Annotated in this window: 21 protein-coding genes; 19 read left to right on the top strand and 2 right to left on the bottom strand. The window is 69.1% G+C overall.

Translation table 11 applies throughout. The annotated features are described in order from the left end of the window. Positions 1 to 618 (bottom strand): winged helix-turn-helix domain-containing protein (locus LZF96_RS25135; RefSeq protein ID WP_267941347.1); only part of this gene is annotated, 618 nt, incomplete at its 3' end. Positions 619 to 1,662: 1,044 nt separating this feature from the next. Between LZF96_RS25135 and LZF96_RS27215 the strand changes: the two genes are divergently transcribed. Continuing rightward, positions 1,663 to 2,343: a response regulator transcription factor gene (locus LZF96_RS27215; RefSeq protein WP_233877001.1), complete on the top strand. Its 681-nt coding sequence runs from the start codon at positions 1,663 to 1,665 to the stop codon at positions 2,341 to 2,343. Positions 2,344 to 2,371: 28 nt separating this feature from the next. On the opposite strand, the gene LZF96_RS25150 is transcribed toward LZF96_RS27215, so the two are convergent. After that, positions 2,372 to 3,241 (bottom strand): hypothetical protein, encoded by an 870-nt coding sequence (locus LZF96_RS25150; RefSeq protein ID WP_233876960.1) that lies wholly within the window; start codon positions 3,239 to 3,241, stop codon positions 2,372 to 2,374. A gap of 409 nt (positions 3,242 to 3,650) precedes the next feature. Between LZF96_RS25150 and LZF96_RS25155 the strand changes: the two genes are divergently transcribed. From LZF96_RS25155 to LZF96_RS25240, 18 genes are all read left to right on the top strand, one after another. Further along, positions 3,651 to 5,120, top strand: a complete 1,470-nt coding sequence (locus LZF96_RS25155) for an FAD-dependent monooxygenase (RefSeq protein WP_233876962.1) — start codon at positions 3,651 to 3,653, stop codon at positions 5,118 to 5,120. Positions 5,121 to 5,152: 32 nt separating this feature from the next. Then, on the top strand, positions 5,153 to 5,479 hold the full coding sequence (locus LZF96_RS25160) for a TcmI family type II polyketide cyclase (RefSeq protein ID WP_233876964.1): 327 nt from the start codon (positions 5,153 to 5,155) through the stop codon (positions 5,477 to 5,479). Beyond that, positions 5,476 to 6,753, top strand: coding sequence for a beta-ketoacyl synthase (locus tag LZF96_RS25165; RefSeq protein ID WP_233876966.1), 1,278 nt, complete (start codon positions 5,476 to 5,478; stop codon positions 6,751 to 6,753). Before LZF96_RS25160 ends, LZF96_RS25165 begins: the two co-directional genes overlap by 4 nt. Beyond that, complete coding sequence (locus LZF96_RS25170; RefSeq protein ID WP_233876968.1) at positions 6,750 to 7,979, top strand: ketosynthase chain-length factor; 1,230 nt, start codon at positions 6,750 to 6,752, stop codon at positions 7,977 to 7,979. The genes LZF96_RS25165 and LZF96_RS25170 overlap by 4 nt, the downstream gene beginning before the upstream one ends. Positions 7,980 to 8,028: 49 nt before the next feature. Next, complete coding sequence (locus LZF96_RS25175; protein WP_233876970.1) at positions 8,029 to 8,343, top strand: acyl carrier protein; 315 nt, start codon at positions 8,029 to 8,031, stop codon at positions 8,341 to 8,343. Positions 8,344 to 8,352: 9 nt separating this feature from the next. Then, positions 8,353 to 9,138 carry a 3-oxoacyl-ACP reductase FabG gene (fabG, locus tag LZF96_RS25180; RefSeq protein WP_233876972.1) on the top strand — a complete coding sequence of 262 codons (786 nt, stop codon included), beginning with the start codon at positions 8,353 to 8,355 and terminating at the stop codon, positions 9,136 to 9,138. Positions 9,139 to 9,165: 27 nt separating this feature from the next. Continuing rightward, positions 9,166 to 10,104 carry an aromatase/cyclase gene (locus tag LZF96_RS25185; protein ID WP_233876974.1) on the top strand — a complete coding sequence of 313 codons (939 nt, stop codon included), beginning with the start codon at positions 9,166 to 9,168 and terminating at the stop codon, positions 10,102 to 10,104. A 3-nt stretch (positions 10,105 to 10,107) separates the two neighbouring features. Beyond that, positions 10,108 to 12,069, top strand: a complete 1,962-nt coding sequence (locus LZF96_RS25190; RefSeq protein ID WP_233876976.1) for an SDR family oxidoreductase — start codon at positions 10,108 to 10,110, stop codon at positions 12,067 to 12,069. 84 nt (positions 12,070 to 12,153) lie between these two features. Further along, the gene (locus LZF96_RS25195) at positions 12,154 to 13,380 is read left to right on the top strand and encodes an MFS transporter (protein ID WP_233876978.1); all 1,227 of its coding nucleotides are present in this window, start codon (positions 12,154 to 12,156) and stop codon (positions 13,378 to 13,380) included. A gap of 159 nt (positions 13,381 to 13,539) precedes the next feature. Next, on the top strand, positions 13,540 to 14,127 hold the full coding sequence (locus tag LZF96_RS25200; protein ID WP_233876980.1) for an NADPH-dependent FMN reductase: 588 nt from the start codon (positions 13,540 to 13,542) through the stop codon (positions 14,125 to 14,127). A gap of 40 nt (positions 14,128 to 14,167) precedes the next feature. Beyond that, the gene (locus tag LZF96_RS25205; RefSeq protein WP_233876982.1) at positions 14,168 to 15,721 is read left to right on the top strand and encodes an FAD-dependent monooxygenase; all 1,554 of its coding nucleotides are present in this window, start codon (positions 14,168 to 14,170) and stop codon (positions 15,719 to 15,721) included. Next, complete coding sequence (locus LZF96_RS25210; RefSeq protein ID WP_233876984.1) at positions 15,718 to 16,515, top strand: SAM-dependent methyltransferase; 798 nt, start codon at positions 15,718 to 15,720, stop codon at positions 16,513 to 16,515. The genes LZF96_RS25205 and LZF96_RS25210 overlap by 4 nt, the downstream gene beginning before the upstream one ends. Positions 16,516 to 16,642: 127 nt before the next feature. Further along, positions 16,643 to 17,764, top strand: coding sequence for a DegT/DnrJ/EryC1/StrS aminotransferase family protein (locus LZF96_RS25215; RefSeq protein WP_233876986.1), 1,122 nt, complete (start codon positions 16,643 to 16,645; stop codon positions 17,762 to 17,764). Between the two features lie 163 nt (positions 17,765 to 17,927). Next, positions 17,928 to 18,929, top strand: coding sequence for an NAD(P)-dependent oxidoreductase (locus LZF96_RS25220; RefSeq protein WP_233876988.1), 1,002 nt, complete (start codon positions 17,928 to 17,930; stop codon positions 18,927 to 18,929). Positions 18,930 to 19,000: 71 nt separating this feature from the next. Then, positions 19,001 to 19,903 carry a putative sugar O-methyltransferase gene (locus tag LZF96_RS25225; RefSeq protein ID WP_233876991.1) on the top strand — a complete coding sequence of 301 codons (903 nt, stop codon included), beginning with the start codon at positions 19,001 to 19,003 and terminating at the stop codon, positions 19,901 to 19,903. A 588-nt stretch (positions 19,904 to 20,491) separates the two neighbouring features. Next, positions 20,492 to 20,926, top strand: a complete 435-nt coding sequence (locus tag LZF96_RS25230) for a hypothetical protein (protein ID WP_233876993.1) — start codon at positions 20,492 to 20,494, stop codon at positions 20,924 to 20,926. 398 nt (positions 20,927 to 21,324) lie between these two features. Beyond that, positions 21,325 to 21,927, top strand: a complete 603-nt coding sequence (locus tag LZF96_RS25235; RefSeq protein WP_233876995.1) for a dTDP-4-dehydrorhamnose 3,5-epimerase family protein — start codon at positions 21,325 to 21,327, stop codon at positions 21,925 to 21,927. Between the two features lie 135 nt (positions 21,928 to 22,062). After that, a partial coding sequence (locus tag LZF96_RS25240; protein ID WP_233876997.1) for a glucose-1-phosphate thymidylyltransferase occupies positions 22,063 to 23,124 on the top strand: 1,062 nt, incomplete at its 3' end.

A 23,124-nucleotide genomic window follows, 5' to 3' on the forward strand; every position in this document is an offset into this window, starting at 1 on the left:
GGCACCCCCGCCGGTCTCGTCGCTCTCGTCAGCGGTGGGAGGCTTTGGCAGGGCCGTCCGGTCCGTCGGGTAGATGGCGAGGGCCAGGCCGAAGGTGGTGCCGCCGCCGGCCGGCTCGCGGGTGAACTCGTCGAGCAGTTCGTTGAGCCGGTGGGACCACGCCTGGGCGCGCTCGGCAGGAATCCGCGCATAGCGCAGGTTGGCGTTGAGCGGTGGCCCCTCGTGCGCGGTGCCGTCGGCGGGCGGCGGCGGGACGGCGGCGATCTCCGCTGCGGCCCGGGTCAGGACGCGCTGCGGCTCGCCGACGGCCTCGTTCACGTAGTGGTAGAGGAACGTCCGCGCGGTCCGGCCGTAGTACTTCGCCTCCAGGGCGCGGACCCGCTCCGTCCGGACGACCCGGACCAGCCCCGCCTCCTCCAGCACCTTCAGGTGGTGCCCGACGGTGCCCTTCGGCTTGCCCAGCGCCGCCGCCAGCTCCGAGGTCGTCGCGGCGCGTTCCAGCAGCAGGGTGGTGATCGTCTTCCTGGTGTCCTCGAACAGGGCCCGGTACTGGGCTGGTTCGGTCAGCTCCAACGTCTCGGCCAGATCGTAGTCGGGAGATCCAGAATGGTCGGTCATTGCCGTATGGTCGGCCGATCCCGACCATCGTGTCAAGCCGGATCCGGCGCCGGGAGGGAGTGCCGGATCAGGTGTGGGCCGGCCCGCGTGGTCCCCGCCGCCCCTGGTTCCGGTCTCGACGGTTGCCCGCGGCCCGTCAACTGGACGTGGCGAGGCCGGCGAGTCCGTCCCCGGTGTGGTCGGTGGCGCCGGTGGCGAGCCGGAGTACGGCCATGCGCGCTCGTGTCAGTGGTGAAGTGCACGAAACGCTCCTCGCTGTACGCGAGACTGGCCAGCACCCGGACCGATCAGTTTCAGTCACTCCGTACCGACAGCGCCATGTCGACATGGAGTGTCGGCCCGGGAGGTCTGGTCGCATGCCAGGCGGGCATGACGCCGGGTGGTGAAAGGTGCACTGCGCGTCGCTGCGCAGGATGAATGTGGGGTGCGATGGGCGGGTGGTCGGGTGGGAGGGGGGATTGTAACGGAACGTGAGGGTTGCCTCTTTGTGTCGGAAGCCTTCGGACCGTTTCCTTGCGGCGATTTTTGTCTTGTTTCAAATGATTTACGACTGCATACTCTTCTGTGATGTTAGTGTTTGATGAGTTCACTGAAGGAGTCGGATTCGATCCGTGAAGCCCCATGGGTCGGCCGTGCCTGGGAGTGTCGTTCATGACGAGGTCACCAGTGGTGAGGTCATTCGCTGACCTGCCTGTGGCGTGCTGCTCCGCCGAGCCTCCCTCGGTCCCGTGCTCCGGGTATCCATTTTCGTTGCGAGGTGGCGCATCGGTGCGCCGTCTCAAGCCTCGCCCCGCCACGGGCTGCAGTGAGAGGCGAGAAGCTCGCCGCTGTCGATCAAGGATCGGATGCGGGGGCGCCACGTCATTCTCATGATGGCAGCGCTGAGCCTGCACCGGATCCAGTCTTCCCGACCATTCCCTACACATCTTGCACTCAGTCGCCCTCTGGCCCCTTGCCAGCTGCGGGGGTGGACATGTGAATGCCCGTTATTGACCTCGCTCACCAGGTGATAGCCCGCGACCAGGGGGTTCTGTGCGTGTTCTTGTGGTAGAGGATGAAGCCGCTGCAAGCGATTCGCTGGTACGCGAATTGCTGCGTCATGGCTACGAACCCGTGACGGTCGCGACCGGTGCCGAGGCCATGAAAATGTGTGGCGACGTGGAACTCGTCCTGCTGGACCTTGAGCTGCCCGACGTCGATGGTCTGGAGGTCTGCCGGCGCATCCGCTCGGACAGTCAAGCGGCAATTATCGCCTTCACCGACCGCTCTTCCGAACTCGATCGTGTGCTCGGCCTCCAGGCGGGGTCGGACGACTGCATGGGGAAGCCGTATGGATTCCGTGAGTTGATGGCCCGTATCGACGCCGTCATGCGGCGGGTCCGGCCCCGCCCGGCCGCCCCCGGCGGGGAACCGGAGGTACTGTCCCACGGTCCGCTGACCATCGACGTCGCCCGCCGCGAGATCTACGTGGAAAGAGAGCTGATCGAGGTGACGCGCAAGGAGTTCGACCTCCTGCACTACCTGGCCAGCCATCCCGGCGCGGTCATCACACGGCAGCGGCTGATGGCAGACCTGTGGGGCAACCCCGCTGCCCACCCCCTGGGGTCGCGGGTCACGCGGACCATCGACACCCATGTCAGCGCGCTGCGCAGCAAGCTCGGCTCCAGCGCTTGGATACAGACGGTCCGGGGAGTCGGTTTCCGATTCGGCCGTGAGGCCGGGTAGGGGTCCGCCCCCGTCGCCCCGGCCGGCATCACGGTAGACGTGGCCGGCGCCCGGGCAGGGTGCGCAGGACATCTCCTTCGTAATAGAAGGCGCGGCCGCGCCGGGCCTGGCGGCGCCATTTGTCCCTGCTGGCCAGCTGGTAGACGCGTCCCTTGGGGAGTCCGGACATGCTGGCGATGTCGGAGGCGCTGAGCCACGCGACGGCGGTACCGGGCGCGGCGGCGCCGGCGGCTCGCGCGCGCTGCCTCAGTTGCGCCCACTCGTGCACGCTCCATTGGTGCGCGGTATCGGTGCCGCACCCGATGAGTGTCGGGCCGGCCGAGCCGGCGCCGGGGACGGCCGCCGTCAGCTCTCCCGCACAGCCGGGCATCGGGCAGGAGCCGACACCCACCCGCCGAAGGGTCGGCAGTTCGGTCACCCGCCGTGCGCTGCGCACCAGCTGAGCGGTCTCGGCGGTGGCGTCGCCGATGGCGGGATGGGTGCACAGCCAGTCGGAGTGGCGAAGCAGGAAGGCGGCCATCTCGTCGATCGTTCGGTGCGGCGGACGCACCAGCCGGCCCTCCACGACCAGCGAGGACCAGGAGCTCAGCACCGCCATCGCCGTGGCCCGGACCTCCGCAGCGGCCGTGTTGAAGGGCAAGCCGGGCCGCTGCCCGCCCGATGTACGTTCGCGCAGCCCGTTCGGTGCCTGGGCGCCACCGAGCGCTTCTCCGCAGGCGTGATAGAAGCGGGGCAGCTGACCGAGCTCCTGCTCGAAACGCCTGCGGCAGCCGCCGCACAGCAGGGAGCCCCGCGTGGCGCGGCGTATGCCGTCGGCGCTCCTCGCGTCGCCTGCCTGGCGGCAGATCGCTCCGCAGCAGAGACCGTGAGCTGTCGGACGAACGGAGTCACTGGTCATGGGCTGTTCCCCTTGCCTGGCGGGCGGGACGGATCTGTCGGACCGGTATGGCCCGCAGCGGGTGAGTGCCACCAGGGATGCTAGGGGAAATTCGTTGGCTTCTTCGCGGCGCTCCTGGTTCTTAACGCTTGCTTGACAACTTCTTGTGGATTCCCTGAAAGCGCGGCCTTGACGTACGCGGCGCCGGCGAAGAAGCTCTTCTATAGCTTCCGCAGAACTGTCTCCGGATGGCGAGCCACCCGCGGCGCGGTTCGCGCGTGAATCCTCCGGACGTGGTTGTTCTCAACTTCTGGGACGCACCCTCGCCTGTTCGACGGGTAAGGAGTTCCTGAATACCTGACGAGCGCCCTCGGAGAGCTGTTCTTGAATACCGCTTCGCGTATTTCCATCGACGGTCTGGGAGAGGTCTATGGATACTTCGGTTGTCATTGTCGGTGCGGGACCCGCCGGTCTTGTGCTTGCGGGAGAGCTGCGCTTGGCAGGAGTAGAAGTCATCGTCGTCGAGCGCCTTGAGGAGCCCACCGGCGAGTCACGCGGCCTCGGTTTCACCTCGCGCACGATGGAAGTGTTCGACCAGCGTGGCCTGCTGTCCAGATTCGGCGAGATAGAGACCAGTACGCAGGGGCACTTCGGCGGCCTTCCGATTGACTTTGCTGTCCTTGAGGGTGCTTTGCAAGCGGCAAAATCTGTGCCCCAGTCGGTCACGGAGTCGGTTCTCGAGACGTGGGCGACAGAGCTGGGTGCGGACATCAGGCGCGGCCTTGAATGTGTCTCACTGCGTGACGACGGCGACTCTGTGGAAGTGGTCGTGCGCGGTTCGAAGGGAGAGCAGCGTCTGCGCTCCGCCTACCTGGCGGGCTGCGACGGCGGACGCAGCCGAGTACGCAAGGCGGCCGGCTTCGACTTCCCCGGCACGGCGGCGACGATGGAAATGTACCTGGCCGACATCCGCGGGGTACGCCTGGAGCCCCGGATGATCGGTGAAGCCGTACCGGGGGGAATGGTGATGGTGGGTCCCCTCGGGGACGACATCACCCGCATCATTGTCTGCGAGCGGGGCGTCTCGCCGCAGCGCCGCACCGCGCCGCCGCCGTTCTCCGAGGTGGCCGACGCCTGGAAGCGGCTGACCGGCATCGACATCTCGCATGCCGAGCCGGTGTGGGTCAGCGCGTTCGGGGACGCGACCCGCCAGGCCACCGAGTACCGCCGCGGGCGGGTGTTCCTTGCCGGCGACTCGGCCCACATCCATCTGCCGGCCGGTGGTCAGGGCATGAACACCAGCATCCAGGATTCAGTCAACCTTGGCTGGAAGCTGGCCGCCGTGGTGCGTGGGACCGCTCCGGAAGCACTGCTCGACACCTACCACAGTGAGCGGCACCCCGTCGGCCGGCGGCTGCTGATGAACACCCGGGCGCAGGGGCTCCTCTTCCTGAGCGGCGACGAGGTCCAGCCACTGCGTGACGTGCTGTCCGAGCTGATCCGCTATCCGGAGGTCAGCCGCCATCTCGCGGGGATGGTCAGTGGCCTTGAGATCCGTTACGACGTCGGAACCGGCTCGCATCCCATGCTGGGCATGCGCATGCCGGACGTCGCCCTGACCGTGTCGGGCCGGGCGACGCGGAGCGCCGAACTCCTGCGCGCCGGGCGGGGGGTGCTCTTCGATCTCGCTGACAGCACCCCGTTGCGGCAGCGGGCAGCGGGCTGGTCCGACCGTGTCGACATCGTCACCGCGACGACTGCAGACAAGTCCCGCGAGGACGCGCTCCGGGAGACCAAGGCCCTCCTCGTGCGCCCTGACGGGCACGTCGCCTGGGCGGCACCGGGGGCGCACCATGACCTGCCGATGGCGCTGGACCGGTGGTTCGGACCCAGCCGATGAGTACTCACCACGCAGCACAGGGAGAAGGACGGATGCACAGTACTTTGGTCGTGGCCCGCATGGACCCGGCGTCGGCGGACGAGGTCGCACGGCTCTTCGCGGAGTTCGACACCACGCAGATGCCCCACCTGATGGGGACCCGTCGTCGCCAGTTGTTCTCCTACCAGGGGCTCTACTTCCACCTCCAGGACTTCGACCACGACGACGGGCGGCGGCGCATCGAGGAGGCGAAGACGAACCGGCGGTTCCTCGCGATCAGCGAGGACCTGAAACCCTTCGTCCAGGCCTACGACCCCGCCACCTGGCGCTCGCCGTCCGATGCGCTGGCTCGGCGCTTCTACCACTGGACGGCACGGTGAGTGGCGGCGACCGCCGGGTGGTGATCACCGGGATCGGCGTGATCGCTCCCGGCGGAGTCGGCAGAAAGCCCTTCTGGCAGCTGCTCACTGACGGGCGGGCGGCGACGCGCCGCATCTCCTTCTTCGACCCCTCACCCTTCCGCTCGCAGATCGCGGCCGAGGTGGACTTCGACGCCGAACTGGCCGGGCTCGGTCCGCAAGCGACACGGCGGATGGACCGGGCCGCGCAGTTCGCGGTCGTCAGCGCGCGGGAGGCGATCGCCGACAGCGGCCTGGAGTTCGGTGCGTTCGACCCCTTTCGCGTGGGTGTCACCATCGGCAGCGCTGTGGGCGCCACCACCGGTCTCGACCAGGAGTACCGCACCGTCAGCGACGGCGGTCGTCTGGATCTGGTCGACCACACGTATGCCGTGCCCCATCTGTACAACTACTTCGTGCCGAGCTCGTTCGCCGCCGAGGTGGCCTGGGAGGCGGGTGTCGAAGGTCCCGCCACGGTGGTCTCCACCGGTTGTACCTCCGGCCTGGACGCGGTGGGTCACGCCGCCGAGCTGATCCGTGAGGGTTCGGCAGACGTGATGGTCGCGGGAGCCACCGATGCCCCGATCTCGCCGATCACGGTCGCGTGTTTCGACGCGATCAAGGCCACCACGCCGCGCAACGACGACCCGGAACACGCCTCACGCCCCTTCGACGCCAGCCGCAACGGCTTCGTCCTCGGCGAGGGAGCCGCCGTGTTCGTGCTGGAGGAACTGGCGGGCGCGCGTGGCCGGGGAGCCCACGTCTACGCGGAGATCGCGGGCTACGCAACACGCAGCAACGCCTTCCACATGACGGGACTCCGTCCGGACGGACGCGAGATGGCCGAGGCGATCCGCGCGGCGCTCGCACAGGCCAGGCTCAACGCCGACGACATCGACTACGTCAATGCGCACGGTTCCGGGACCAAGCAGAACGATCTGCACGAGACGGCGGCGTGCAAGCGCAGTCTCGGTGAGCATGCCTATCGCACCCCGGTCAGCTCGATCAAATCCATGGTCGGCCACTCCCTCGGTGCCATCGGGTCCATCGAGATCGCCGCTTCTGCTCTCGCGATGGAGCACAACGTGGTACCTCCTACGGCCAATCTGCACCGGCCCGATCCCGCGTGCGACCTGGATTATGTGCCGCTGACAGCCCGTGATTGGAAGACCGACGCGGTGTTGTCGGTCGGCAGCGGCTTCGGCGGTTTCCAAAGCGCCCTGGTACTCGCTCGTACGGACAGGACCCGAGCATGATTTCCGACCCGCCCGTCAAAGCGGTGATCACCGGGATCGGCGTAGCAGCTCCCAACGGGTTCGGTGCCCGGGAGTACTGGTCGGCCACGTGCGCCGGACGCAGCGGGATCGGCCGGATCAGCCGATTCGACGCCACGCCCTATCCGGCGCAACTCGCTGGTGAGATAGCGGAGTTCGATGCGGGAAAGCATCTTCCGGGCCGCCTCCTGCCGCAGACCGACCGGATGACCCAGCTCGCGCTGGTCACCGCGGAGTGGGCTCTCGCGGACGCCGGCGCCCGGACGGACGAACTGGCCGAGTACGAGATGGGGGTGATCACCGCCAGTTCCTCGGGCGGCTTCGAATTCGGGCAGCGCGAGCTGAAGGCTTTGTGGAGCCAGGGAGGGCGGTACGTCAGCGCGTATCAGTCGTTCGCCTGGTTCTACGCCGTCAACAGCGGACAGATATCCATCCGCCACGGCTTGCGCGGTCCCAGCGGCGTACTGGTCAGTGACCAGGCCGGCGGCCTGGACGCGGTCGCACAGGCCCGGCGGCACATCCGCAAGGGCATCTCCCTGGTCCTGACCGGGGCGCTCGATGCCTCCCTGTGTCCCTGGGGCTGGGTCGCCCAGCTGACGAACGACCGCATCAGCACGAGCGATGACCCGGAGCGGGCCTATCTCCCGTTCGATCCCGCCGCTCACGGACACGTACCCGGGGAGGGCGGGGCGTTGCTGGTGCTCGAATCCGAGGAGAGCGCCCGCAGCAGGGGAGCCGCGCACATCTACGGCGAGATCGCGGGGTATGCGGCCACCTTCGATCCGCACCCGGGCACCGGACGCGAGCCCGGGCTGCGCAGGGCCATCGAACTCGCCCTGCGGGATGCCGGAGAGGAACCGGCGGCGATCGACATGGTTCTCGCGGACGGCGCCGCCGTCCAGGATCTCGACCGGGTCGAGGCCGAGGCGATCAGCGAGGTGTTCGGTCCGCACGGCGTCCCCGTCACCGTTCCCAAGAGCATGACGGGTCGCCTCTGCTCCGGCGCCGCGCCGGTCGACCTTGCCGCGGCGTTCCTGGCCATGCGCGACGGAGTCATTCCGCCGACGGCCCACTCCACCGCATCAGCCGACTACGCCATCGATCTCGTGACCAGCCTCCGCCGCGCGCGTGTGCGGCGGGCACTGGTTGTGGCGCGCGGCTTCGGCGGCTTCAACTCGGCCATGGTCGTGCGCTCTTCGGACGCCTGACCGAAGGCAGCCGGTGCTTGGTGACAGCACTCGTATCGAAAGGAACGACATGTCTGAACGCCAGTTCACGCAGGAAGACCTCAAGCGCATTCTCAGCGAGGGCGCCGGTGCCGACCACGGCGCCGACCTCGACGGTGACATCCTCGACGTCGAATTCGAGGCGCTCGGCTACGAGTCACTGGCCCTGCTGGAGACCGGTCTGCGCATCGAGCGTGAGTACGACATCAAGATCGACGACGACGCACTGCTCTTCGCCCGCACTCCCCGGGATCTCGTGGACGAGGTGAACTCCCGGTTGGCCTCCGCGGGCCATGCCACCGGCGACGCGCTCGCCCGGCGTTCCGGGATGCATCCGACTGCGTAAGGAGACCTCATGCCACAGCAGGAACCGAAGATTGCCCTCGTCACCGGAGCCACCAGCGGAATCGGTCTGTCTGTCAGCCGGCTGCTCGCCCAGCGCGGATACCACGTGTTCATCTGTGCCCGCACCGAGGACAGCGTCACCCGCACCGTCAAGGACCTGCGCGAGGCGGGCCTCAGCGTCGAGGGCACGCCCTGCGACGTGCGCCTGCGCGAGGACATCGACCAGTGCGTCCGTGCCGCTGTCGCCCGTTTCGGCTCCATCGACGTACTCGTCAACAACGCGGGGCGCAGTGGCGGCGGAGTCACGGCGGATCTCGATCCCGAGCTCTGGCTCGACGTCATCGACACCAATCTGAACAGTGTGTTCCTGATGACCCATGCCGTATTGAACGCGGGCGGTATGCGGACGAAGCAGTGGGGCCGGATCGTCAACATCGCTTCGACCGCGGGCAAGCAGGGCGTGGTCCTCGGCGCCCCCTACTCCGCCTCCAAGCACGGTGTCGTCGGCTTCACCAAGGCCCTGGGCAACGAGCTGGCGCCCACCGGCATCACGGTCAACGCGGTGTGCCCCGGATATGTGGAGACCCCCATGGCCCAGCGGGTGCGCCAGGGCTACGCGGAGGCGTACCGGACGACGGAGGAGGAGGTTCTGGAGCGCTTCCGCGCCAAGATCCCGCTCGGCCGCTACTCCACGGCGGACGAGGTCGCGGGCCTCGTCGGCTATCTGGTGTCCGACACGGCCGCCTCCATCACGTCACAGGCCATGAACGTGTGCGGTGGGCTGGGCAACTTCTGACCCCGCGCGGTGTGAAGGGAGTACCACATGATCCGAGAGGTCGAGCACGAGATCACCGTCCACGCGGCCGCGCGGGACGTCTACCGGCTCATCGCGGACGTCGAGCGGTGGCCACAGCTCTTCCCGCCCACGGTGTACGTCGACCATGTCGAACGAAGCGAGTCGGAGGAACGCATCAGGATCTGGGCCACGGCGAACGGCGAGCCCAAGTCCTGGACATCCCGCCGCGCGCTGGCTCCCGAGCAGCTGACGATAACGTTCCGCCAGGAGGCGTCCGCGCCGCCGGTGGCGTCGATGGGCGGTACATGGATCATCGAGCCGCGAGGGGCGCGGCTGTGCCGGGTGCGACTCCTGCACGACTACCGGGCGGTCGACGACGATCCGGCCGGCCTGGAATGGATCACGCGGGCCGTGGACCGTAACAGCCGCTCCGAACTCGCCGCGCTCAAGTCCAACATCGAACTGGCCACCGGTGCGGCGGAGCTGATGCTCTCCTTCGAGGACGCGGTGCGGATCGACGGCCCGGCCAAGGACATATACCGCTTCCTCGACGAAGCCGATCAGTGGGAGGCCAGGCTGCCGCATGTCGCCGCGGTCCGGCTGCGCGAGTACGCGCCCGGGCTCCAGTCACTGCGCATGGAGACGCTGACCAAGGACGGGGGACGCCACACCACGGAGTCCATCCGGGTGTGCTTCCCGGACCATAAGATCGTCTACAAGCAGACCACGCTGCCTGCGCTCATGCAGCTGCACACCGGATGCTGGTCGTTGACCGAGCATGGGGACGGTTCCACCACAGCCACCTCCCAGCACACCGTCGTCATCAACGCGAAGGCCATCGCCACGGTCCTCGGCGCCGCCGCCGGGGTGGCCGAGGCGGGTGCCTTCCTGCGGGACGCGCTGGGCGGCAACAGCCGGGCGACCCTCGCGCTGGCCGAGGAGCACGTGGCCCGGAAGAAGCGATGAGCCATGACGACCTCCGCTGAGGCGGATGTCATCGTCGTCGGCGCCGGTCCCGTCGGCCTGTTCCTCGCGGGTGACCTGCGTCGGCGCGGCGTGGGCGTGACCGTCCTGGAGCGGCTCGCGGAACCGATGACCGAGTCACGGGCATCCACGGTGCACGCTCGCACGATGACACTCTTCGAACAGCGCGGTCTTCTCGACCGGTTCGGTCCGCTGCCCAGCGGCGGCACGGGACACTTCGGCGGCATACCGCTCGACCTGGCGGCGGCCGGCCCGGGCCACCCGCACGCGGGCCAGTGGAAGTGCCCGCAGACCCGGATCGAGGCAGTACTCCAGGCTTGGGCGACCGACCTCGGAGCCCGAATCCGGCGCGGCCACGAGGTCGTCGGGCTGTCGCAGAGAGCCGGCGCGGTGGTCGTCGAGGTAAGGGGGCCCGAAGGACGGCCGGCATCCATCACAGGCCGGTATGTGGTCGGCTGTGACGGCGAGGACAGCACGGTCCGCCGTGCAGCGGGGATCGATTTTCCGGGGCACGGTGCCACCAAGGAGATGCTCCGGGCCGACGTCGCGGGCATCGACGTACCCAACCGGCGCTTCGAACGGCACACCCGGGGGATGGTGACGGCCCACCGGTGGCCGGACGGCACCACTCGGCTGATGGTGCACGAATTCGGGCGGGCCCCGCGGCGGCGCACGCGGGGCCCCTCGTTCGAGGAGATCGCTGCCGCCTGGTCGCGGGTGACCGGAGAGGACATCGGCGCGGGCCGTCCGGTGTGGCTGAATTCCTTCGGCACGGTCAGCCGGCTGGCCGTGCGCTACCGGCGGGGGCATGTGCTCCTCGCCGGAGACGCCGCCCACGCCCAGATGCCGGTGGGCGGCCAGGCTCTGAACCTCGGACTCCAGGACGCCGCCGCTCTCGGCCGGCGGCTCTCGGACCGCATCACCGGACGCGCCGGGGACAGCGTCCTGGACAGCTACCACGACGAGCGCCACCCCGTCGGCGCGCGCACGCTGCGCCACATCGAGGCACAGTCCCAGCTGTTGCTCGGTGGCCCGGAAGTGGAGCCCGTGCGCGCCCTCTTCGAGGAACTGCTCGGGCTCGACAGCGCGCGCCGCCACATCGCCCGGGCGATCAGCGCCCTCGATGTCCCGGAGACCTCCGGGAAGCACACCACCGACGACAGAACCACCTACAGGAGGACCGCGATGGGAAAGCTCACCGGGCGGACAGCCCTGGTCACCGGGGCCAGCCGAGGCATCGGCCGAGCGACGGCGCTGCGCCTCGCCCGGCTCGGGGCCCTGGTCGCGGTGCACTACGGAACGAACGCCGAGGCGGCGGCGGAGACCGTCGCGCTGATCGAGGGCGAGGGCGGCCGCGCCTTCGCCCTCCGGGCGGAGCTCGGGACCAGCGGGGACGTCCATGAACTCTTTCTCGGCCTGGAGCAGGGGCTCAAGGAACGCACCGGCACGGTCGCACTGGACATTGTGGTCAACAACGCCGCCATCATGGGAGGAGTCGCGCCCGAGGACGTCACGCCGGAGCTGTTCGACCGGCTCGTCGCTGTCAACGCCAAGGCGCCCTACTTCATCGTCCAGCGTGCCCTGCCGCTGATCCCCGACGGCGGTCGCGTCATCAACATCTCGTCCGGCCTGACCAGGGTCGCCAATCCGCAGGAAGTCGCCTACGCGATGACCAAGGGGGCCATCGAACAGATCACGCTGCACCTCGCCAGGCACCTGGGGCCCCGCGGGATCACGGTGAACAGCGTCGCGCCGGGCATCACCGACAACGGCAGCCCGGTGTTCGACATCCCGGAGGCGGTGGACGAGATGGCGCAGCTGTCGGCCTTCAACCGCGTCGGGCAGACCGGGGACGTCGCGGATGTCGTGGCGTTCCTGGCCACGGACGAGGCACGGTGGATCACCGGAGCGTTCCTCGATGCCAGCGGCGGCAGTCTGCTCGGCTGAGCCGGCGCCCGGGAGTCGGGCCGACGACGCCGGCGCCGCGTGATACCGCATCCGATGTTTCCGACACCCGAGGTGCCACCGCCCATGACGACGCTGCCCGCCCCGCACGCTCGCACCACCCCGGTTCACCGGGGGCCCCGGATGTGGGCCCTGCTGCTCGTCCTCGCCGGCAACATGCTGATCGATGCCCTTGAGGTGTCCATCGTGCTGGTGGCCCTGCCCACGATCGCCGCCGATCTGGAGCTGACGCCGTGGGGCGTGCAGTGGATCATGAGCGGGTTCGCCCTCGGTTTCGCCGCGGTGCTTCTGCTGGGACCCCGCGTCACCGCCCGCTGGGGCCGCAGACGCGTCTTTCTGATCGCCCTGCTCGTCTTCACGGTCGCGTCCGTGGTCGGCGGGCTCACCGACAGCGCCGTGCTGCTGGTGGTCACACGGGTGATCAAAGGGATGTGCGCCGCGCTGACCGCACCCACCGGACTCGCCATTATCACCACGACGCTGCCGGACGGCCCCCGGCAACGGCGGGCGGTGGCGGTCTACTCCCTGTTCGGGGCGGCCGGATTCACGATCGGGGTGCTGCTCTCCGGCGGGCTCACCGGCGTCGACTGGATGTGGACCTTCCTGGCCCCGGCCCCCGTGGCCTTTCTCCTCCTCGTGCTGGGCCTGCGGTTCATCCCCCGTGACCCGGCACACCGTTCCGCCCCCCCGGTGTTCGCGAGACGGCTCCTGCGCAACGGTCCGCTCGTCCGCGCCGCCGTCTGCGCGGCCGGCTTGAACGGCGCGTACCTGGGGCTGCTGGTCCTGGTCGGCTTCCAGGGGCACCACGTCATGGGATGGTCGTCCTGGCAGACAGCCGTGGCGCTGCTCCCGGCCTGCCTGCCACTGGCCGTATCCGTTCCGTTCTCCGCCCGCATGGTCGAACGCTTCGGTACACCGCGCCTCATCGCGCTCGGCGCCCTGACGCCGGTGGTCGGCCAGCTGTTCTACCTCGCGGACCCGGCACCCGGCCGCTACGTGACCACGCTGCTGCCCGCGCTCCTGCTCGTCGGTCTCGGTTTCGTCTTCGCCTTCGCCGCGCTGAACATGCAGGCTGCTTCGGCCGTCGAACCAGGTGAGCGGGGCATGGCAATCCCGTTGTACCAGACGGCGGTTCAGTCGGGCGCGGTCGTGATGCTGCCGACGGTGGCAGTGCTGCTCACCGCCTACGACGAATACCGCGTCGCGCTGGCGGCCATCGCCGTGGCGGGGACCGCCGGTCTGAGCGCCGCGCTCCCGGGGCTACGGAAGGCGAAGACCGGCGTGCCCGGGTGATCGGATTCCGTGCGCAGGGCACGGCGTCCGCCTCGTCTTCTTCGGCCCGCCGACTCCGGCGCGGCTGTGCACACACCTGCCCGCCCCCTACCGCCACCTGCCGCCGTTCCGCCGGCCGGCCGGCCCGGCACCGGGGCCCAATCGTACTGAGAGGACGCCATGTCGACCGAGGTCATCCGCCTTGCCGTCATCATCGGAAGTGTCCGGGAGGGCCGGTTCGGCCCGACCGTGACGGAATGGTTCGTCAGCGAAGCCGAGCCGCGCGAGGACATCACCGTCGATGTCATCGATCTCGCCGATGTCCCGCTGAGCCTCGCCGGGCCGGTTCGTGAACCGTCTGCCGAGATGGCTGAAGCGCTCGACCGCGTCAGCCCGCGCATCGACAGGGCCGATGCGTTCGTCGTCGTGACACCCGAGTACAACCACAGCTTCCCTGCGGCTCTGAAAAACGCCATCGACTGGCATCTCACGCAATGGCGCGCGAAGCCCGTCGGCTTCGTCTCCTACGGCGGCTTCTCCGGCGGTCTCAGGGCCATCGAGCAGCTCCGGCTGGTTTTCGGCGAGCTGCACGCGGTCACCGTCCGGGACTGTGTGAGCTTCCACGGCGGCGCCGCCGCCTTCGACGACAACGGACGTCCGAACGACGTGGCGGGCAGCGACGCCGCCGCGAAGACGCTGCTGGACCAGCTCGCGTGGTGGGCGCTCGCCCTGAAGGAGGCCCGGACCAAGCGCCCCTACGCCTCCTGACCTCGCGGTCCGTGGCCCTGTGCCGGAAGAGGGAGTACTGATGGACACGTCCGTGATCGTGGTGGGCGCGGGGCCCGCAGGCCTGATGCTCGCCGGTGAACTCCGGCTCGCCGGCGTTGACGTCATCGTTCTGGAAAGGCTGTCGCGGCCCAGCGGCGAGTCACGCGGCCTGGGATTCTCGGCCAGGACGATGGAGGTCTTCGACCAGCGCGGACTGCTACCGGAGTTCGGTGACGTCGAGGTCAGTGTCCTGGGGCACTTCGGCGGGACACCCGTGGACTTCTCCGTGCTGGACGGTGCGCACTACGGCGTCAAGGGAATCGCGCAGGCCCGCACAGAGGCGGTCCTGGGATCCTGGGCCGTGGGACTCGGGGCGGACCTTCGCCGGGGCCACGAGGTGCTGGGGTTCGCCGACCGGGGCGGGCACGTCGAGGTGGAGGTGCGCGACGCCGGGGGTGCGCGGTCCTCGCTGAACGCCGGCTACCTGGTCGGCTGCGACGGCGGCCGGAGCACCGTCCGCAAGGCGGGGGGCTTCGACTTTCCCGGTACGGCGCCGACGCGGGAGATGTTCCTGGCGGACATACGCGGCGGCGACATCGTGCCCCGTCCCATCGGCCAGTCCGTGCCCGGCGGCATGATCATGTCCGCTCCGCTCGGGGACGGCGTGGACCGCATCGTCGTCTGCGAGCGTGGGCGGCCTCCGCGGCGGCGCGGCGGACCGCCGGACTTCTCCGAGGTGGCCGGGGCGTGGCAGAGGCTGAGCGGTCAGGACATCTCCCGGGCGACCCCCGTGTGGATCAGCGCGTTCGGCGACCCGGCCCGGCAGGTCACCGAGTATCGCAGGGGCCGCGTGCTGCTGGCCGGAGACGCGGCCCATGTGCATCTTCCCGCCGGCGGGCAGGGGATGAACACGAGCATTCAGGACTCGGTCAACCTCGGATGGAAGCTGGCGGCCTGTGTCAAGGGCACCGGTTCGCCGGCCCTGCTGGATTCCTATCACGACGAGCGGCACCCGGTCGGGGTACGGCTTCTGATGAACGTGCAGGCTCAGGGCCTGCTGTTCCTGAGCGGTGACGAGATGCAGCCGCTCAGGGAGGTGATGACGGAACTCATCGGATACGACGTGGTCGCCCGCCACCTGGCCGGCATGGTATCCGGCCTGGAGATCCGCTATGACGTTGGCGACGGCGACCACCCCCTGCTCGGGCGGCGCATGCCGCCCCTGGAAATGGTCCGGGACACGGGCCGGACGCGGCCGGCGGAGCTGTTGCGCTCCGGCCGGGGTGTGCTGCTGGACCTCGCGGACGGGGGCGGGCTGCGCCGCCTCACCGACGGCTGGCGCGACCGGGTGGACCTCGTCGCCGTCCACGTGCCCCGGGCCGCCGCGGGCTCCGTACTGTCGGGCACCAGAGCGGTGCTGATCCGTCCCGACGGCCATGTGGCCTGGACCGACCCGGGGACCGAGAGCTCGCTGCCCGCCGCTCTGGAGCGATGGTTCGGCGCCGACTCGGGCTGGCCGCACGTCAGGAGCGCACACCTACAGCCTTCGACGACGCATGAGACGTATGACACGTATGAAAGGACCTCTCCATGACCGCGACCGACTGGATACCACAGGGTATCGACCGGGCGGAACCGAGCGCGGCGCGCGCATACGACTACCTGCTGGGCGGGCCGCACCATTTCGAGGCGGACCGCCAGCTGGCCGAGAAGGTTCTCACTGTGCTCCCGGCCCGGACCATGTCCCGGCAGAACCGCGAGTTCCTGCACCGGGTGGTCGCCTTCCTGGCCGGCGAGGGCATCACCCAATATCTCGACCTGGGCTCCGGTCTTCCGACGCTCGGCAACGTGCACGAAGCCGCGCAGCGTGCCGACGCGGCCAGCAGGGTCGTTTACGTCGATAACGAGGACGCCGCGGTAGCCCATGGCCGCTGTCTGCTGGGAGACAGCACGAACACGGTCATGCTCCAGGCGGACGTCCGCGAGCCGCAGTCGGTCCTGGACGCCTCGCCGACGCGTCAGCTGATCGACTTCTCCCAGCCGGTCGCCCTGCTGATGCTGGGAGTCACGCAGTTTCTCCACGACGCGGACGAACCCCGGGAACTGATCCGCAGGTACCGCGAGGCGCTGGCTCCCGGAAGCTGTCTGGCGATCGCGTCCTTCACCTGGGACAACGACCCCGACACCATGCGGCGCACGGTGGAGATGTTCAAGGAGAGCGGGCGCACTCCGATCGTGCCCCGCACCAGGGCCGAAGTACTCGATTTCCTCGGTGATTTCGAGCTGGTGGACCCCGGACTCGTCTACGCGCCGCAGTGGCGCCCCGACCAGCCCGACGCGCCTGCGGCCCGCTCCAACCTCTACGCGGGAGTGGCCCGCAAGCCCTGAGGTCCCCGCTTCCGCGCGACGCGGTTCCGGCCGTCCGGAGACCGCGGACCGATACCGGAGTGCCGACCCCGTCGGGTGTGGCGCGCGTGACGCCGACCAGCAGCTGAACGAGAACGGGAGACAGCCAGTGACGACCTACGTGTGGGACTACCTCCTGGAGTACGAGTCGGAGAAGGACGACCTCCTGGACGCGGTACGGAAGGTATTCAGCTCCGGCCAGTTGGTGCTCGGGGAGAGCCTGAAGGGTTTCGAGGACGCCTTCGCCCGCTACCACGGCGTCGGCCACGCCGCGGGTGTCGACAACGGAACGAATGCGCTGAAGATCGGGCTGGAGGCACTCGGCGTGGGTCCGGGCGACGAGGTCATCACCGTGTCCAACACGGCGGCCCCGACGGTGGTCGCCATTGTGGAGACGGGCGCCACGCCGGTGTTCGTCGACGTCCGTGAGGAGGACTTCCTCATGGACACCGGCCAGGTCGAGGCCGCCATCAGCCCTCGCACCAAGGTGATCCTGCCCGTGCACCTCTACGGCCAGTGCGTGGACATGGCCGGCCTGCGGCGGCTCGCGGACCGGCACGGCCTGAAGATCCTGGAGGACTGCGCACAGGCACATGGAGCCCGCCGGCACGGTCGGCTCGCCGGCACCATGGGGGACGCGGCCGCGTTCTCCTTCTACCCCACCAAGGTGCTGGGCGCCTACGGCGACGGGGGCGCGGTGATCACCTCCGATCCGGAGACCGACCGCGCGGTGCGCCAGCTGCGCTACTACGGCATGGACGACAGCTACTACGTCGTCCGCTCACCGGGACACAACTCCAGGCTCGACGAGGTGCAGGCGGAGATACTGCGTCGCAAGCTCGGACGGCTGGACGCCTATATCGCCGGGCGCCGGGCGGTGGCCCGCCGCTACGAGCAGGAGCTGAGCGATCTCACGGGTCCGGACGGCCTCGTACTGCCCTCCCCGGCTCCCGGAAACGACCACGTCCACTACGTGTACGTGGTCCGGCACCCCGAGCGCGACGCCATCCTCGACGCCCTCAGAAAGCGCGACATCTCGCTGAACATCAGCTACCCGTGGCCGGTTCACACCATGAGCGGCTTCGCGCACCTGGGCTATTCCGAAGGGGATCTGCCCGTCACCGAGAAGCTCGCCGGGGAGATCTTCTCGCTGCCGATGTACCCGTCGCTTCCCGAGGCGTTGCAGAGCAGGATCATCGCCGCTGCCCGTGAGGTGCTGAAGTCGCTGTGAGCGGCTGCGCCACCGCGGGAGACCGCGCAACAGGACCGTGAAGCAGAAAGGAGAACGGGCTCATGGAGATCCAGGAGAGCGGGATCGGCGGCGCGTTCGCGTGCGTGCCCCCGGCACGCCGCGACGGCCGCGGCCGGGCACGCGGAACAGCGGAGGCGCGGTCGTGACGCAGACAGCCGGGTCACCCCGCGTCGTGCTGCTCGGCGCGACGGGTTTCGTCGGCTCCGCCGTGCTGCGCGAGCTGGCGCGACGACCCGTCCGGGTCAGGGCCGTGGCACGCCACGCGGCACCGGTGCCCGGCGACGCCCGCGCCGACATCGAGACGCTGACCGTCGACCTGACCGAGCCCGGCGCGATGGCCGCGGCAGTCGCCGACGCCGATGCCGTGATCCATTCCGTCGCCTATATCAAGGGATCCACGACCTGGCGCGTCGAGGACGGGGACACCGCCGCCGAGCGCGTCAACGTGGGGCTGGTGCGGGATCTCCTTGACGCGCTTCGCGCCCGGGGCAGCGGCCAGAAGCCGGCCGGCGTGCTGTTCACCGGCGCGGCGTCGCAGGTCGGACCGGTGACGAAGGAGCTGGTGGACGGCTCGGAACCAGACGCTCCCAAGGGGGAGTACGACCGGCAGAAGCTCGCCGGCGAACGTCTGGTGCTGGACGCCTCGGCGGCGGGTGAGATCCAGGGGGCGTCGCTGCGCCTGCCGACGGTGTTCGGGCTCGGCCCCACATCCACGGCTGCCGACAAAGGCGTCGTCGCGACCATGACGCGGCGTGCCCTGGCGGGCGATCCGCTGACGATGTGGCACGACGGAACGGTGCGGCGCGACCTGCTCTACATCGACGACGCCGCCGGCGCGCTCGTCACGGCACTCGACCATCTGCCGGCCCTTGCCGGACGGCACTGGGTGCTCGGCACGGGCCGGGGGGAACCGCTGGGCGAGGTCTTCCGCACCGTCGCCGAGCTGGTGGCGACGCGCACGGGCAAGCCCAGGGCGCCCGTGGTCACCGTCCGGCCGCCCGCGCACGCCGAGCTCGCCGACTTCCGGAGTCTCGTCATCGATTCCTCGGCGTTCCGGTGGATCACGGGCTGGCGGCCTCAGGTGCCACTGTCCGTGGCTCTCCAGAAAACCGTTGCGGCGCTGGCCGGTTCGGCTGAGCCGTAGCGACCGGCGACGGCGACGACCAGACAGGTAACCGAGAAACGCTTTCATGCGTTCGTCAAACGAGGTGAGACATGAGCGACAAGTACGGACCCAACGCCCTGTGGGCGGACATCGGCGAGAGGCAGATCAACGAGGAAACCACGGTTTCCCTGGAGAACTTCAAGACAAGTGAGGTCAACTACCGCATCGCACTGTTCAATGTCGCGACCAACGGCGGCAGGTACCTCAAGACACTCATCTACAATCTGGCGTCCGAACTCTCGCCGACGCACTGGACGGCACTGCGCAACGTCCGCAACCGGGATGTGGGCGACCCCGTCTCCGTGCGGTACAACGGCGAGACGGTGGATCTCGACTATGTGCGTGCCGTGCGGGATCTGGAGTTCATCTCGGCCGGAGTGGACGTGGACGCGTTCCGGATCCTTGAGATCGGGGCGGGCTACGGGCGCACGTGCCATACGATTCTGTCGAATCACGATATCGCCGAGTACTGGATCCTCGATCTGGCAAAGACCCTGGACCTGTCGCGGAGGTACCTGAGCACGGTCCTGGACGACGAGCTGTTCGCCAAGGTGCGCTTCGTGGCCGTCGACGACATCGACGTACTGGACTCGCAGCAGTTCGACTTGTGCGTCAACATCGATTCCCTCGCCGAGATGGACGTCGACACCGTACAGGCCTATCTGGCTCTCATCGACGCCCAGTGCCGGTACTTCTATGTGAACAACCCCGTGGGCAAGTACATGGACAAGACGCTCGACGGTCACGCGCGGGGCGAGGAGGCGATCGCGCTGGCGCTCAGCCCGGGCCTTCTCACCGACGTCATCGACATCCACGACAACGGTGCCGTGGAGGCTCATTCCCGCAAGTTCGTGGCAGCGTACCGCCCCGGGGGGGGCTGGCGTTGCGTGTCCGACGCCTGGTCCCGTCCGTTCAGCCACTACTGGCAGGCCCTCTACCGCTCGGAGACCTGACGTACCGACGTCGGGTCCGGCCGCTGGGCGGGAGCCGCACCGGCCGGCCCGGCAGGGGAACTCCCGCTCCGGTCGCGGTGCGGCAAGATGCAGCTTTCCCCGCGGTCGCGCGTCTGCTGTTGGTAGGCTCAGCCGACGGTTACCGAAGCGGTGGCTCACCGTAACGGTGAGCCACCTTCGGGTGCGCGCGAACGGCACGCCCGCGTTGCTGCTGCCGGATGCGACGGGATTCCCGACGCCCCGCGGGCCTTGCGGCGTCGGGGTCCCGGAGTATGCCGGAGGGCAGGGAGGGCTGCCTCGCGTACCGTCGTCCGGCGGCGGGGACGCTTGGATTCCCCATGGCATGTGGAGGCTGAGATCACGCAGCGATATACGGTCAGGGCCACGCTGCTCCATCTCCTGATGATGGACCTTGCTCATCTCCCGCCGCTGCGCGTGGGGTTGCTGATGGGTGCGGGGGCATGCGGTCCGGGACGTGCTGCAGGGACGTTGGACAGGCGGGTCGTTGCCGCTCAGCTGGCGTCGCTCGGCCTCCGGGGGCACATCCGGTTCCGTACCGGGGGCACAGGCGCCCCGGAGTGCGGTGCGGTGGCCGTGCGCGTGGCGGACTGCTCCGGCCCGCTTGCGCTGGAGGAGAAGCTGCTCCTGGAGTTCTTCTTCGCCGGCGAGATGGAGACCCCCATCGCGCGGACACGTCCGGACGCCAGCCGGAAGCGGCAGGAGATCATGGCGCTGAGCAGGGAGCATCTCCGGTGTGAAGGTCTGGGCCGGTTCCGTCGCAGGCGTCGCCAGGTGCGCAAGCTGCTGTACCGGCTGGAGAACGTGATGCGCCAGGATCCCCGGCCGGTGGGCCGGGGGTGGGCCGACGCACCCGCCCTGTACCGACTGGCGTATCCGTTCGCTGTCCTGTTCGCACTCGATGCCGAGCCTGAGGGCTGGCCCCGTCCGCCGGCCGAAGAACTGGCCGTCCCGCCGCTGCTGCTGCTGCCGTTCTGCGCACGGGCGCTGGAGAACCGCAGCTGACGCCCTGCCCTCCGGCCGGCTCTCCGCCGGGTCCGCCGCCGCAGGGCGGGAGCGCCGACGCCGTGCCGGGCCTCCCGGGGAGCTTGACTGCGCGTGCAGATGGTCATTGCCGTCCGCACTGCCGGTTTGCATACGCTTGACATAACGTTGCGGTGCTTCTGCAACTTTTTCCTTGACGTCGTCAAGGGTGAACGAAGAGGCTTCTCCCTGGATTCCGCACAACTGTTTCCGGGCGCCTGGGCATTCCGTATTCACGGTCGGCAGGGTGCGGACGAGCCTGCCGCGAACGCGGCCGCGCACTTCCGGGGAAAACCCCGTTCCTCCCCTCGCGCCCGCGCGCGACAGAAACGTGCCACTCGACCAGGTGGCGCTCCGACAAAGAAGGGAGGCTGAGGTAGATGGAGTTCGAGAAACTGGAGATCGAAGGCGCCTACTCGTTCACGCCGCCGGTGTACAAGGACGACCGTGGGCTCTTCGCCAACACATACCAGGAGGCGGCCTTCGCCGCGGCCCTGGGAAAGCCCCTGTTCCCCGTGAAGGATCTCAGCCACAATCTCTCGCACCGCGGTGTTCTGCGGGGAATCCACTACACCACCCTCCCGCCGGGCAGAGCCAAGTACGTCTGCTGCCCGCGAGGGCGCGTCCGGGACTACCTCGTCGATCTGCGGGTCGGATCTCCGACCTTCGGCACGTGGACCATGTGCGAACTCAGCCAGGACAACTGCCGTGCGCTGTACATCCCCGTCGGTCTCGGCCATGCCTTCATCTCGCTGGAGGACGAGACCGTCATCTCCTATGTGATGTCCGAGGGCTACGTGCCGTCGGCCGAACTCGCCGTCTCCGCCCTGGACCCGACCCTCGGACTGCCGCTGCCCGAGGGTCTCCTGCCCACGCAGTCGCACCGCGACATGGAGGCGCCCACCCTGGCCGAGGCCAGGGACAGGGGACTCCTCCCCGGCTACGAGGAATCCCTCGCGACGGAGGCGGCGCTGTGGCAGTGACCGAGGGGTCCTCCCTGAACTGACGCCTGGCCGGGCTCGTGCGAACCCCCGGCGCGCGTCGTGCCGCGCCGCCGCCGGCCGGAGGCCCACACCATCGCAACGAACTGCGCGCTACTCCTGCGAGAGGACACCGCCGTGAAAGCCCTTGTGCTGGCGGGCGGGTCGGGAACCCGCCTGCGTCCCTTCAGTTATTCGATGCCCAAACAACTCATTCCGATCGCCAACACATCCGTCCTGGAGCATGTCCTGGCCGGCATCCGGGAGCTCGGGGTGACCGAAGTCGGCGTGATCGTCGGAGACCTGGCCCCGCAGATCACCGATGCACTCGGCGACGGCGCCGCCCTCGGGCTGCGTATCGAGTACATCCGCCAGGAGCGGCCGCTCGGCCTCGCCCACTGCGTGCGGATCGCGCGCCCGTTCCTCGCGGACGACGACTTCGTCATGTACCTCGGCGACAACATGCTGCCGGACGGCGTGACCGAGATCTGCGAGGAGTTCCACGCCCGGCGGCCCGTGGCGCAGGTGGTGGTGCACAAGGTGTCCGACCCGAGCGCGTTCGGTGTCGCGGAACTGAACACCGACGGCTCGGTGGCGCGGGTCGTGGAGAAGCCCAGGCAGCCGCGCAGCGACCTCGCTCTGATCGGGGTGTACTTCTTCACTCCGGCGGTCCACCGCGCGGTCGACGCCATCGAGCCCAGCGCACGGGGCGAGCTGGAGATCACCGATGCCATCCAGTGGCTGGTGCACCGGGGTGCCACCGTGCGGGCCAGCGTCTACAACGGCTACTGGCGGGACACCGGGCGAGCCGAGGACGTGCTGGACTGCAATCGGCACATGCTGGGCGGACTGACGCGGCGCGTTGCCGGGGCGGTGGACGCCGAGAGCCGGGTGCTGGGCCAGGTGGTCGTCGAAGACGGCGCCCGCGTCGTACGGTCCCGCATCGAGGGTCCGGCCATCATCGGCATGGGCGCGGTCATCGAGGACTGTGTCATCGGACCCGACACGTCCGTCGGCCGGAACTGTGTGGTCCGCGGCGCGACGCTCGCGGACTCCATCCTGCTCGACGGTGCGTCGATCCGCGGGGTGCGGGGAGTGCGCGCGTCCGTGATCGGCCGGGGTGCCAGCGTCGGCACCGGAGGGCCGGACGAGGATCACCACCGGCTTGTGGTGGGTGATCACACGCGGATCGAGGTCGTG

The sequence above is a fragment of the Streptomyces sp. ST2-7A genome (assembly GCF_021390475.1).
GTDB lineage: Bacteria > Actinomycetota > Actinomycetes > Streptomycetales > Streptomycetaceae > Streptomyces.

Coding starts and splice junctions, on each gene's coding strand:
- LZF96_RS25210 (WP_233876984.1), top strand. CDS start 15,718: ATGACCGCGACCGACTGGATACCACAGGGTATCGACCGGGCGGAACCG.
- LZF96_RS25200 (WP_233876980.1), top strand. CDS start 13,540: ATGTCGACCGAGGTCATCCGCCTTGCCGTCATCATCGGAAGTGTCCGG.
- LZF96_RS25160 (WP_233876964.1), top strand. CDS start 5,153: ATGCACAGTACTTTGGTCGTGGCCCGCATGGACCCGGCGTCGGCGGAC.
- LZF96_RS25150 (WP_233876960.1), bottom strand. CDS start 3,241: ATGACCAGTGACTCCGTTCGTCCGACAGCTCACGGTCTCTGCTGCGGA.
- LZF96_RS25195 (WP_233876978.1), top strand. CDS start 12,154: ATGACGACGCTGCCCGCCCCGCACGCTCGCACCACCCCGGTTCACCGG.
- LZF96_RS25155 (WP_233876962.1), top strand. CDS start 3,651: ATGGATACTTCGGTTGTCATTGTCGGTGCGGGACCCGCCGGTCTTGTG.
- LZF96_RS25225 (WP_233876991.1), top strand. CDS start 19,001: ATGAGCGACAAGTACGGACCCAACGCCCTGTGGGCGGACATCGGCGAG.
- LZF96_RS25170 (WP_233876968.1), top strand. CDS start 6,750: ATGATTTCCGACCCGCCCGTCAAAGCGGTGATCACCGGGATCGGCGTA.
- LZF96_RS25185 (WP_233876974.1), top strand. CDS start 9,166: ATGATCCGAGAGGTCGAGCACGAGATCACCGTCCACGCGGCCGCGCGG.
- LZF96_RS25175 (WP_233876970.1), top strand. CDS start 8,029: ATGTCTGAACGCCAGTTCACGCAGGAAGACCTCAAGCGCATTCTCAGC.
- LZF96_RS25205 (WP_233876982.1), top strand. CDS start 14,168: ATGGACACGTCCGTGATCGTGGTGGGCGCGGGGCCCGCAGGCCTGATG.
- fabG (WP_233876972.1), top strand. CDS start 8,353: ATGCCACAGCAGGAACCGAAGATTGCCCTCGTCACCGGAGCCACCAGC.
- LZF96_RS25235 (WP_233876995.1), top strand. CDS start 21,325: ATGGAGTTCGAGAAACTGGAGATCGAAGGCGCCTACTCGTTCACGCCG.
- LZF96_RS25190 (WP_233876976.1), top strand. CDS start 10,108: ATGACGACCTCCGCTGAGGCGGATGTCATCGTCGTCGGCGCCGGTCCC.